The following is a 12,222-nucleotide window of genomic DNA, read 5'->3' on the forward strand; positions in this document are numbered from 1 at the left end:
CCGCGCTCATCGATATCGACACGCGGAAGGTCGTCGGCAGCGTCAGATGGGGATAAGAGACAGGGCAGGGGGGCTGCGTCATGCATGGATCGCATCTCCGATCGGGAGGTCATGGGATGGGGGTTGGGCAGCGGGTGCCGAGGATTTGCGGTGCGCGATGGCGAAGACGACGGGCACGAAGACCAGCGTCGCGATCGTCGCGCAGATCAGTCCGCCGATCACCGCACGGCCCAGCGGCGCATTCTGTTCGCCGCCCTCGCCGAACGCGAGCGCCATCGGGGCCATGCCGATGATCATCGACAGCGCGGTCATCAGGACCGGGCGGAAACGGGTGGCTCCGGCCTCCATCGCGGCCTGCACCGCATTGCCGCACGCCGCCAGCCGCTCGCGGGCGAAGCTGACCACCAGCACGCTGTTCGCCGTCGCCACGCCCATGCACATGATCGCGCCGGTCAGGGCCGGAACGCTGAGCGGCGTGTGCGTCGCGAACAGCATCCACACGATCCCGGCCAGCGCGGCGGGCAGCGCGCTGACGATCACCAGCGGATCGACCCAGCTCTGGAAATTGACGACGATCAGCAGGTAGATCAGCACGATGGCCCCGGCCAGACCCAGGATCAAGCCGACAAAGGCGGTGTTCATGGTTTCCACTTGTCCGCGCATGGCGACGGACGATCCCTTGGGCAGCTGGCCCTTGGTCTGGTCGATGACCTTGCGGATGTCGGCGGCAACGGCCCCCAAGTCGCGGCCCTGGGTGGTGGCGAACACGTCGAACACCGGCTGGACGGCATAGTGCGACACCAGCGCGGGGCTGGGTTCGCGATGGAGCGTGCCCAGCGCACCCAGGATCTGGAAGCTGCCCGGCGTCGTACCGGTGATCGGCAGGTTGTCGAGCTGCTCGACCGTGCTCGCGCGATATTGCGGGGCCTGCACGACGATCGGGTAGGACACCCCGTTCTTGGGGTTCAGCCAGAAGGTCGGTGCGACCTGGAAGCTGCCCGACAGATTGACCGCCAAGCTGCGCGTCACGTCGTTCTCGGTGATGCCGACCCGGCTCGCCTGGTCGCGATCGATATCGACGGCATATTCGGGATAGTTGGATGCCTGTTGCAGCCGGACGTCGGCCAGTCCGGGAATGCGCGATAGCTTGGCCACCAGCATCCGGGCATAGGCCTCGCCGCCCTTGGTATCGGCGCCTGCGACCTGCACGTCGATGGGGGCGGGAGCCCCGAAGTTCAGGATCTGGCTGACGATATCGGCGGGCAGGAAGGCGAAGGACGATCCGGGGAAGGCCGCGGGCAGCGTCTCGCGCAAGGATTTGACGAAGCCCTGGGTCGGCGCATGGCCTTCCTTCAGCGTGACGAGGATGTCGCCGTCCTGCGGGCCGACGCCGCCGGTGTTGGAATAGGCGCGGTTGATGCCGCTGACCGGCAGGCCGATATTGTCGACGATGGTGTCCAGCTGGTCGGGCGGGATCACGCTGCGGATGCGATCCTCGATATGGTCGAACAGCGCGGCGGTCTCCTCGATCCGGGTGCCGACTGGCGCGCGGACGTGCAGGCTGATCTGGCCGGAATCGACCGTCGGGAAGAAGGTGCGGCCAAGCAGCGGCACCAGCGCGAACGACACGAGGACGACGCCCGTGAAGCCGATGACGAAGGCCCTGCGGCGGCCCAGCGCGGCGGCGAGGATGGTGAGGTAATAGCTGCGCACCCGCTCGAACCGCATCTCGAAGCCATGCTGGAACCGGCGCAGCGGATTGCGCGTGTCGGGGCGGCCAGCCTGGGCGTCATGCGTCATCATGACTTCGGCCGTGTGTTCGGTCGCATGATCGCGCAGCAGGTAATTGCCCATCGTCGGCACCAGCGTGCGCGACAGGACGAACGAGGCGATCATCGCGAAGACGACCGCCAGCGCCATCGGCGCGAACAGGAAGCCCGCCACACCCGGCAGGAAGAACATCGGCAGGAAGGCGATGCAGATGCACAGCAGCGAGACGAAGGCGGGGCCGACGATCTGCCTCGCGCCGTCCAGGATCGCGTCGCGCACCGGCTTACCCTGTTCCAGGTGCCAGTTGATATTCTCGATCGTCACCGTCGCATCGTCGACCAGGATGCCGACCGCCAGCGCCAGGCCACCCAGCGTCATGATGTTCAGCGTCTGCCCGGCGAGCGCCAGCCCGGCGATGGCGGCCAGGATCGCCAACGGGATCGACGCGGCGATGATGATGGTCGAGCGCCAAGAGCCCAGGAACAGCAGGATCATCAGGCTGGTCAGCACCGCCGCGATCGCCCCTTCGCGCATCACGCCGGACACGGCCGCCTTCACGAAGACCGACTGGTCGGACAGCAGCTTGACCGAGAGGCCCGGGGGCAGCGTGGCCGCAAGCTTGGGCATCAGCGCCTTGACCTGATCGACGATCGCGATGGTCGAGGCCGAACCGCTCTTCAGCACGGTCATCAGGACGGATCGCGCGCCGTCGACGCGCACTTCGTTGCGTTGCGGCGGTGATCCGTCGCGGACATGGGCGACGTCGCGCATCAGTACGGTCGCGCCGTCCACCGTCTTGATCGGCAAGGCGTTCAGGTCGTCGATCGCATCGGGGCTGTTGTTCAGGCGCAGATTATATTCGTACTGGCCGATCTTGGCGGTGCCAGCGGGGATGATCTGGTTCTGCTGGGCCAGCGCATTGGCGACGTCGGTGGCCGACAGGCGATGCGCCTGTAGCGCGGCGGGATCGAGGTCGATCTGGATCTGGCGTTCCTTGCCGCCATAAGGCGACGGGATCGCGGCACCCTGCACCGAGGCCAGCGCCGGGCGGATCATGTTCTGGCCCAGGTCGTAGATCTTCTGTTCGGACAGGCCCTTGCCCGACAAGGCAAGCTGCAGGATCGGCACGGTCGAGGCGTTGTAGTTCAGGATCAGCGGCGGGGTGATGCCGGGCGGCATCTGCTTCAGCACCGTCTGCGACGCCGCCGTCACCTGGGCGGTGGCGGTGCGGACGTCGACGCCGGGGCGGAAGAAGATCTTCACGATGCCGACGCCCGACAGCGACTGGCTCTCGATATGATCGATATCGTTGACGGTCGCCGACAGAGAGCGCTCGTAATAATACACGACGCGCCCCGACATGTCGCGCGGCGGCAGGCCGCGATAGCTCCAGACCGCGGCGATCACCGGGATACGGATATCGGGAAAGATGTCGGTCGGCGTCTCGACCGCCGCGATGCCGCCGCCCAGCACGATCAGGATCGCAAGGACGACGAAGGTATAGGGTTTGGCGAGGGCGAGCTTGACGAGCTGAAGCATGGGCATCCCGGTGTCGGACACGAATGGTGCCGACGGCGCGCGGGTAAGGGGGGAGGGGACCACGCGCCGCCGTCGACCCGCATCCCTTCGCGCTGCGGGTGCGAAATGGCGACTTAAATGAATTTCACCTCGGGCGGCCGTCACGGCCGGGCATGGCGCTACTGGCTAGAGGTGCGCCCCATCGCGATCCGTGCGGCAAGACCGGGCCCTGCATCACCCAGCCGCAGCGTAAAGCCGTGCAGGTGCAGAATGGCGACGACGACGCTCAGACCCAGGCCGCTGCCGGGCAGTCCTTGTGCGTCGGCCCCGCGGTGGAAGCGGCGCAGCACCGCCTCTCGCTGGTCGGGCGCGATGCCGGGCCCGTCGTCGCGGACCTCGATCGCAGGTGCGCCCCCGTCCTCGAACACCGCCACTCGGACCGTGCCGCCCGGCGGCGTGAATTTGATCGCATTGTCGACCAGATTGCTCAGCGCCTCGAACAACAGCTTTTCGTCGCCCTCGATACGGAGCGGCTGGCTGGTGGCGACGAGCGCGATGTCGCGGTCCTCGGCCAGCGGTTCGTACAGGTCGCACACCCGCTGGGCGAGCAGCACGAGGTCGACCGTTTGGAAGCCCGCCCGTCGCTGGCTCGCCTCCAGTTCGGAGATGCGCAGCAGCGCGGCAAAGCGTTCGAGCACGAGGTCGAGGTCGGCGGCGGCGCGGTCCAGCCCGGCGGCGACGGCCTGCGGATCGCCCGCCTCTCGGCGAAGACCGTGCAGCGTCGTACGCACGCGGGTGAGCGGTGTGCGCAGGTCGTGCGCGATCGCGTCGGTCACGCCCTTTACCTGGGCGACGACACGGCCGATCTCCTCGACGGTGGCGTTCATGGTCGCTGCGAACTGGTCGAGTTCGTCATGCCGCCCGGCGATGGGCATCCGCACCGCGAAATTGCCGGTTGCGATCTCGCGGCTGGCGCTTTGCAGCGCACGAACGCGGCGGAGCGGGGCGCGGCCGAAGGGGATCGCGACGGCGGCGATGCACAACAGGGTCAGCAGGCCACTGACGACCAGCGTCTCGAACAGTGTGTGTCGTAGGTCGCGCAGCAGCGTGATGTCTCGCCCGACAACCAATGTCTCACCCCGGCGGGTACGGATCGCCAGCAGGCGCAAGGGGCCGTGCTCGCGGGTCGCCTCGACATCGGTCACCCGGCTGACCGGCGGCGTGCGGCCGTCGTGAAGGTTGCCGATCACGACGCTGCCGTCCTGTGCGACCAGCGCGAGATAGTTGAACCCGCTCTGGTCGCGGTTCAACTCGGCCTGGATGCGGTCGGGCAGGTCCTCGGCAGGAACCGTCACCAGGCGACGGGCGGCGGCGTGCAGGATATGGTCGCTGCGCGCCGTCATGTCGCGCGCCAGTACGATATAGACGACACCGAGCATCACGATCAGCCCGGTGACGAACACCCCGCCCAGCGCGATCGACAGGCGAAAGGTGCTGATCCCGACGATCTCGCGCAGCCGCAGCCGCGTCTCACCCCGCATCGAACAGATATCCCTCGCCCTTGACCGTCTGGATCGGCGAGGGGCGGTCGGGCCGGTCGATCTTCTTGCGCAGCCGGGCGATGTGCACGCTGATCAGGTTCGCGCCCGGATCGAAATAATAACCCCAGACCTGCTCGAAGATGATCCGCCGCGTCACCACTTCGCCGCGATTTCGCATAAGGAACTCCAGCAGGCGGAACTCCATGTGCAGCAGGCGTACCGGATCGCCATCGACCCGCACCGTGCGGCGGACGAGATCCAGCTCGATGCCGCCGCCGCGCAGGATGACGGCCTCGGCCTGTTCGCGCCGCCGCAGCATCACCTCGACCCGCATCGCCATCTCCGCAAGGTCGAACGGCTTGGTCAGATAATCGTCGCCGCCCGCGCGCAGGCCCGCGATACGCTCGTCCACATCGCTCAAGGCGCTGAGCATCAGCACGGGGATCGCGATATGCCGTTCGCGCAGCCGCGCGACGACGGACAAGCCGTCGCAGCCGGGCAGCATCCGGTCGAGCGTGATCGCGTCGAAGCCGTCCTGCGTCGCCATCTGCAACCCGGCTTCGCCATCGGCGGCGTGGGCCACGTCATGGCCCTGACGTTGCAGCTCCGCGACGATCGCGCCTGCGGTCGCCTCGTCATCCTCGATCACCAATATCCGCGCCATATCGCCCTTCGCATTCCACCTGGCGGGCCCGAGGCAAAGTGAAATTCATTTAACTCGCCTGCCATCTCGACCCGGCGCAGGAGAGCCCCATCATTTCTGGGTTCACCTGCCATGATCCTTCCCGCCTATCCTGTCCTGTTCGCGCTGGCGGCGATATCGCCGATGGGGCCGCACGATCATCCCGTAGCGATAGCGGCCGGCGACGATCCCTGTCCGCTCTCCGCCGCGCCGATGAGCGATGCGACGCCCTGCTACGAACCGCCAGCGCATCCCCGATTGCGGCACCATCATGCCCATAAGGATTTCCATGATCGCGCGGGGCAAGGCTTGCGGGGTTCGACCGCGCATCACGACGTCTGAGGGGGCTTGGTTCTCAAGGCCTCGCCCATCTCTGCAGACCATCTGCCAGTGCCCGCGACAAGCCCGCCCGACGCCTCTTCGATAGCTATTGCATGTCATTCTCATGAGTGGCATGAGCCCCGTCGAAGGGGAAATATGCATGCTTGCTGTGTCGCAGGCCCGCAGGGCGCGGGTGCTTCTGCTATCGATGGCGCTTGTCTCGACTGCGCCGGTGTTCGCCACGCCTGTCCTGGCGCAGTCCATGGCGGACACACCAACTAATGAGATCGTTGTCACCGCCGATCGCCGGGACAGTTTCGGCGCGGACTTCGTGCAGGCGGGTACGTTCCGCGATGCGCGGCTGGTCGATACGCCGCTGACCGTCGCGATCATGACGCGCTCGCTGCTCGACGCGCAGCAGGCGCGATCGATCAACGATGCGGTGCGCAACACCGCCGGGGTCGGCCAGGCGCAGATCAACACCAGCATCTACAGCAATCTCGCGGTGCGCGGGATCACGCTCAACAACTTCACCAATGTCCGCTGGAACGGCGTGCTGCCGGTGGTGAACCTGATCGAGCAGCCGATCGAAAGCCTCGACCGGATCGAGGTGCTGAAGGGTGCCGCGGGTCTCTATTACGGCTTTGCCACGCCGTCGGGCATCGTCAATCTGGTCACCGAGCGCCCCGCCGCGCAGCCGGTGACGCGTGTCGAGTTGCAGGGCGACATCAACGGCTCGCTCGGAGTCCATGCCGATGTCAGCCGCCGTTTTGGCACGGCCGGGCTGCGCCTCAACGCGGGGACCGGTATCCTGCAAACCGGTGTGCGGCGGACCGATGGCGTGCGCGCCTTCGTCAGTGCGGCGTTCGACTGGAAGCCCGCCGACAATGTCCAGGTGCTGCTCGACGGCGAGTATATCTATAAATCGATCACCGAGCCGACCGAGTTCAGCCTGACCGCCGTCAACGGCACGATCACGCTGCCGCCGCTGCCCTCTCCGCGCCAGAATCTGGGGGCGGACTGGATGCAGGCGCGGGGCAAGGAAACGAACCTGCTCGCGCGTGTGAATTACGATTTCGCACCCGGCTGGCGCTTTGCGGGTGCGGTGGGGCGCTCCTATCTGACGCGCGACCGGGCCTATTCCTCCTTTGGCCGTTATGATCCGGTCAGCGGCAACGGCACGCTGACCGTCGCGCAGACGACCGGCAACGACTATACCAACATGGTCTATCGCGGCGACGTGTCGGGCGTGGTCCGCACCGGTCCGATCGAGCATAACCTGCTGGTCGGGCTCGCTTTCCAGACCCGCGACGGCAATGTGCCGACCGCCGTGCGGCGGACCTTCGCACAGAACCTCTATGCGCCGGTCGCGATCCCGTACCAGGCCCCGCCGCCCCGGATCATTCCCAACCCGACCCGGACCGAGGATCTGGGCTTCTACGTGTTCGACCGCGCCGCTCTGGGCGACTGGCTGCAGGCGACGATCGGCTGGCGCAAGACCCGCTATACGGATGTCAGCCGGACCAGCTCCTACAAGGTCGAGCCCGACACGCTGTCCTATGGCCTGATGGTGAAGCCGGTGCACTGGGCCAGCGTCTATGCCAATTATATCGAGGGTCTGGAGCCGGGCCCCATCGCGCAGCAGATCGCCAACAATGCGGGCGAGATCCTGCCCGCCGCGATCAGCCGCCAGAAGGAAGCGGGCGTCAAGCTGGAGCCGATGGCCGGATTGCTGTTGACGGGCACCTGGTTCCACATCGCGCGACCCTCCGCCTATCTCAACGGCGCCAATGTCTTCGTGCAGGACGGGGAGGCGGTGTACGAAGGCGGTGAGTTCACCGCGGTCGGCGAAGTCGGCCGCAACCTGTCGATCACGGCGAGCGCCATGACATTGTCGGCGCGGCAGCGGACCGGCGCGGCCAGCGTGGTCGGCAAGCAGATCGAAAATGCCGCCAAATTCTCCGGCTCGCTCTTCGCCGAGTATCGTTTGCCCCAAGTGCCGGGTCTGAGTGTTTCGGCGGGTATGTTCCGGGTCGGGCGGCGTGCGGTGAACGCGTTCAACCAAGGCTATGCGCCGGGGTATACGACCTTCGATCTCGGCGGCGCCTATCGCTTCGTCCTGCTGGGCAAGACGGCGACGATCCGCGCCTATGGCGACAATATCACCGACCGGCGCTACTGGGCGTCAACCGGATCTAGTTTGTTGGCGCAGGGGCTACCCCGGACGGTGCGGCTGAGCCTGTCGCTCGATCTCTGAGGAGAGCACGCTGCGGCTATTGCCGAACAGGGGTTTCAGCGGGTTGCCGATCAGCCCGCTGACCGTTGCGGCCTGGATGCGCGGCGCGGGCCAGAGCTTCGACAAGGGGCCGACGATCCGGTCGCGGATGAAGGGGATCATCCGGCTGTCGGATTGATAGACGGGTGTGAACAGTGCGGTCAGCGCCTGATAGAGATGGACGTGTCGCCGCCGCATCGCGACCGCCTTGCCGAGTGCGGCCGCGACGTCGGTCGAGCCCCGCAAGGCCATCGCCAGCGCATAGGCATCCAGCAACGCCATGTTCGCGCCCTGGCCCAGCTGCGGGCTGGCCGAGTGCCACGCGTCGCCGATATGGATCATCCCCGTCTCGGCCGGGGTCGACAGCGTGCGATGTGCGTAATGAGCGAAGGTAAGTTGCTCCGCCGATCCGATTTGGTCGAGCAGCGCGCGGGTCGCGGGCCAGAGAGCGGACACCTCAGCCTTCCAATGTTCCAGCCCCGCCGTCCGCCATTCCGCCAGCCGATCGGCGCGGAGCGACCAGAACAGCGCCGCCTGCTGGCGCGTCTCGCCGGGAAACCGGCCGATGGGCAGGACGCCGACCATCTTGCTGGCCCGCCAATAGCGTTGTTCGAGCGTGCCGGGATCGAACCCCGCATTGATGGGCCAGTCCAGCGTTCCCCATAGCGCGCCATAGGACAGCGCCTTGCCACAGGGCGGGGCGAGCGGGGTGCGCGTGCCGAGGGCGTCGACGATCAGGTCGAACGGTCCGATCCGCCGATCTCCTTCGAGCAAAAGATAGCGACGATCCCCGGCCGAAAGCTCGCTCCCCGTCACCGCGCAGCCGGTCTCGACGGCGATCCCCTCGGCCGCGACCGCCCGGTGCAGCAGGGTGAACAGCGTCGCGCGGTGGACGCCGACCCCGAAGCCCGCATGCTTGCCCAGCGCCGCATAACGGACATCGAGGACGATCCGACCGCTATTGCCCGCCTCGCCGTGCAGCCGGTCGACCCGCGCGCCATGGTCGAGTAGCGCATCGGCCACGCCCAGTTCGCGAAGCACCGCAAAGCCGGTCGGCTGGATCATCAGCCCCGATCCGACCGGGCGCGGCGCATCGAACCGCTCGAACAGGGTGACATGGTGGCCGTCGCGATGCAGCAGCAACGCGGTGGCTAGACCCGCCGGGCCACAACCCGCAATGGCGATATGGAGACGCTGCATCCCGCCAGCCTAGCCGTGCTGGGCGACGGAGGCACCATCTTTGACGGGATCGATGCACCCCAGTCCTGCCAATGTCCGCCGCACGGCCTCGTCCAGCGGGGTATGGGGTTCCTGACCGAGTTCCGCCACCAGACGATCGTTCGTCATGCGGACCGGTTGCTGCCACAGATAGCGCATTTCCATCAACTCGCGCGGCGTCGTGGCGACCAGCGCGGCCAGGCGAAGCTGCCACCAGGGCAGGCGGCGGATCGGGACAGAGGGATCTCCGAGCGCACGCGCGATCGCCTCGACCATCCGGCGACCATCCGCGTCCCAGTGCCCCTGCATATGAAAGCGGGCAAAGGCGGGCAGGGCGGGGCGGTCGAGCAGCCGCGCCATCGTTTCGGCGACATCCGGCAGAAAGGCCCATTGATGGCCGATGCCCCGCCCGCCGGGATTGCGGATGACGCGTGGCCGAGCGCCAGGCGTGACGAGGCCCTGACCGAACCAGTTATTAGCGGCGCCGGGGCCGAAATAGTCGCCAGCGCGGACGATCAACACCGTCGCGTCCCCGGCCTCGGCCGCCGCCGCCAGCCGCCGTTCCATCTCGACCCGGATCGCGCCCTTGGTGGTTTGGGGGCGCTGGGGTGCCTCTTCAGCGATCAGCGGAAAAGCGTCCGCCCCGAAATTATAGACCGTTCCCGGCAGGACGATACGAGCGCCGTTCGCCCGCGCGGCGGCCAGCGTGCTGTCGAGCATGGGCAGGACCAGCGTGCTCCAGTTACGATAGCCCGGCGGGTTCACGGCATGGATGATCGCCTCGGCCCCTGTCGCCGCTTCGATCACACTGGCGGCGTGCATGGCATCGCCGATGACGCGTTCGCATCCGTCGGCCAGCGATGTCGCCGTCGTTCGGGTCAATGCCCGCACCCGCCATCCGCGCGCCAGCAATCGTCGGGCCATGGTGCCGCCGATGCCGCCGGTGGCTCCCAGGATCAGGGCAGTTCGCTGTGTCATGATCGCCTCCTTCATGGTGATGAAGCGCAAAATGAGGCGAGAGCGACCAAACGGAAATTGCTGAAAAGTGGCGATATGCTATACGGAAATCGATGAACAGCGAACCCAGTTGGGACGTCTATCGGAGCTTCGCGGCGGTGCTGCGCGAAGGATCGCTATCGGGCGCGGCGCGGCGGCTGGGCATGACGCAGCCCAGCATTGCGCGGCACATAGACACGTTGGAGCAGGCGATCGGCGCCACGCTTTTCGTTCGTTCGCAGCGGGGCCTGTCGCCGACTGACCGTGCGCTCGCGCTACGCCCCCATGCCGATATGCTTGTCAGCGCGGCGGAGGCGTTGCGACGCTCGGGCAGTGGTGAACCGGACGCGGTTGCGGGCGTGTTGAGGATCAGCGCCAGCCAGGCGGTCGGCGTCATGCACCTGCCGCCGATCCTGGTCGCTTTGCGCCGGGCGCACCCCGCGCTGACGATCGAATTGTCGCTGTCCGACGAGCCGGACGATCTGTTGCAGAGGCAGGCCGATATCGCGGTGCGGATGTTCGAGCCAAGGCAACAGGCGCTGATCGCCCGGCATGTCGGCGATGTTCGCCTGGGCTTTCATGCCCGTCGCGATTATCTCGACCGACGCGGGGTGCCGATCACGCTGGCCGATCTGGTCGACCACGACCTCATCGGCTTCGATACGGAGACCCGCTTCATCCGCGCGGCCATGCGGCACCTGCCGGGAATCGACCGGTCCAGTTTCGCCCTGCGCGTGGACAGCGACGGTGCGCAGTTCGCCGCCATCCAGGCCGGGTTCGGCATCGGGATCTGCCAGACCGTCGTTGCACGGCGTGATCCCACGCTGGTCCGCGTCCTCGCCGATGCGCTGGACCTGCCGTTGCCCCTGTGGATCGTCGCGCATGAGGATCTACGGCGCACGGCCCGGTGCCGCGTGGTGTTCGACGCGCTGGCTTCGGCGCTGGCGGCGGTTGCCGCCGGTTGATCGACTGACGTTGGGGAGCGAACCGGCCCAAGGGCAACCCGCGCGATCAGACGGTACAGGTGCGAACCGCCTGTGCCAGCGCGGTCAGCGGGTCGCCGGTGGGCACGAATTCATGCGCCAGATAGCCATCGAACCGCAGGTCCGCGATGCTCTTGGCGACCGCGCGCCAGTTCACTTCCTGCGTATCGTCCAGATTGTGGCGACCGGGAACGCCGCCGGTATGGAAATGACCGAGCCAGGCGATGTTCTTGCGGATCGTATCGATCAGGTCGCCCTCCATGATCTGCATGTGATAGATGTCGTAGAGCAGCTTGACCCGTGGCGAATTGACCGCCTTGCACACGCCCACGCCCCATGCGGTGTGATCGGCCATATAATCGGCATGGTCGATCTTGCTGTTGAGCAGCTCTACGCAGATCGTGACGCCGTGGTCCTCCGCAATGGGCTTCAGTCGGTTGAGGCCGATGATCATATTGGCCGCGCCCTCCTCGTCTGACAGGCCGCGGCGATTGCCCGAAAAGGCGATGACATTGGGCACGCCCGCCTTGGCCGCCTGGGGGATGCCGATGCGAAAGGCCTGTTCGATGGCCGCATGATTTTCGCGCCGGTTCAGGCCGTTGGCGATCGTCATCATATCGGCGGCATAGCCCATGGTGCAGCGCAGGCCGTAGCGACGCGGCACGTCATACTCGGCGGGTTGCAACAGGTCGATGCCCTGCAATCCCATCTTCGCGGCGGCGGCGCACAGAGTGTCGAGCGGAATGTCCTGATAACACCAGCGGCTGACCGATTGCTTCAGCCGCCCGGCGGTGGAGGGCGTGGCGGCAAGGCCGGACGTGGCACAAAGGGCCAGCGAAGATCCGAGAAGATGGCGTCGATCGATCATGACCGCAGCCTAGCCCAGCGGACGGGGAGCGCAAGGGATGCACCCCGTCG

9 protein-coding genes are annotated in these 12,222 nt (G+C 66.8%); 3 read left to right on the forward strand and 6 right to left on the reverse strand.

Annotated features, from left to right (window positions below):
- Nucleotides 1-78 precede the first annotated feature (78 nt).
- The 3 genes from SB4_RS01545 to SB4_RS01555 all read right to left on the reverse strand — a co-directional run bounded on the left by SB4_RS01545 (nt 79) and on the right by SB4_RS01555 (nt 5,493).
- Nucleotides 79-3,309, reverse strand: coding sequence for an efflux RND transporter permease subunit (locus tag SB4_RS01545; RefSeq protein WP_058751177.1), 3,231 nt, complete (start codon nt 3,307-3,309; stop codon nt 79-81).
- Between the two features lie 158 nt (nt 3,310-3,467).
- On the reverse strand, nt 3,468-4,829 hold the full coding sequence (locus tag SB4_RS01550; RefSeq protein ID WP_058751134.1) for a sensor histidine kinase: 1,362 nt from the start codon (nt 4,827-4,829) through the stop codon (nt 3,468-3,470).
- Nucleotides 4,819-5,493, reverse strand: coding sequence for a response regulator transcription factor (locus SB4_RS01555; protein ID WP_058751135.1), 675 nt, complete (start codon nt 5,491-5,493; stop codon nt 4,819-4,821). Before SB4_RS01555 ends, SB4_RS01550 begins: the two co-directional genes overlap by 11 nt.
- Before the next feature lie 111 nt (nt 5,494-5,604).
- Here SB4_RS01555 and SB4_RS01560 point away from each other — a divergent pair, with 111 nt between their 5' ends.
- Together SB4_RS01560 and SB4_RS01565 are read left to right on the forward strand one after the other, a co-directional pair.
- Nucleotides 5,605-5,853, forward strand: a complete 249-nt coding sequence (locus SB4_RS01560) for a hypothetical protein (RefSeq protein ID WP_058751136.1) — start codon at nt 5,605-5,607, stop codon at nt 5,851-5,853.
- Nucleotides 5,854-5,992: 139 nt separating this feature from the next.
- A complete protein-coding gene (locus SB4_RS01565) occupies nt 5,993-8,089 on the forward strand; it encodes a TonB-dependent siderophore receptor (RefSeq protein ID WP_058751137.1) in 2,097 nt (698 codons plus the stop codon).
- Here SB4_RS01565 and SB4_RS01570 read toward each other — a convergent pair.
- Together SB4_RS01570 and SB4_RS01575 are read right to left on the reverse strand one after the other, a co-directional pair.
- A complete protein-coding gene (locus SB4_RS01570) occupies nt 8,048-9,307 on the reverse strand; it encodes an FAD-dependent oxidoreductase (protein ID WP_082669891.1) in 1,260 nt (419 codons plus the stop codon). The two genes, SB4_RS01565 and SB4_RS01570, sit on opposite strands and share 42 nt — an antisense overlap.
- Nucleotides 9,308-9,316: 9 nt before the next feature.
- Nucleotides 9,317-10,303, reverse strand: a complete 987-nt coding sequence (locus SB4_RS01575; protein ID WP_058751178.1) for an NAD-dependent epimerase/dehydratase family protein — start codon at nt 10,301-10,303, stop codon at nt 9,317-9,319.
- 92 nt (nt 10,304-10,395) lie between these two features.
- Between SB4_RS01575 and SB4_RS01580 the strand changes: the two genes are divergently transcribed.
- Nucleotides 10,396-11,286, forward strand: coding sequence for a LysR family transcriptional regulator (locus SB4_RS01580; protein ID WP_058751138.1), 891 nt, complete (start codon nt 10,396-10,398; stop codon nt 11,284-11,286).
- A gap of 46 nt (nt 11,287-11,332) precedes the next feature.
- Here the strand turns inward: SB4_RS01580 and SB4_RS01585 are convergent, their stop codons facing one another.
- Nucleotides 11,333-12,172 (reverse strand): hydroxypyruvate isomerase family protein, encoded by an 840-nt coding sequence (locus SB4_RS01585; protein ID WP_058751139.1) that lies wholly within the window; start codon nt 12,170-12,172, stop codon nt 11,333-11,335.
- Nucleotides 12,173-12,222: the final 50 nt, after the last annotated feature.

This window comes from Sphingomonas sanguinis (assembly GCF_001476905.1).
Lineage (GTDB): Bacteria > Pseudomonadota > Alphaproteobacteria > Sphingomonadales > Sphingomonadaceae > Sphingomonas > Sphingomonas sanguinis_B.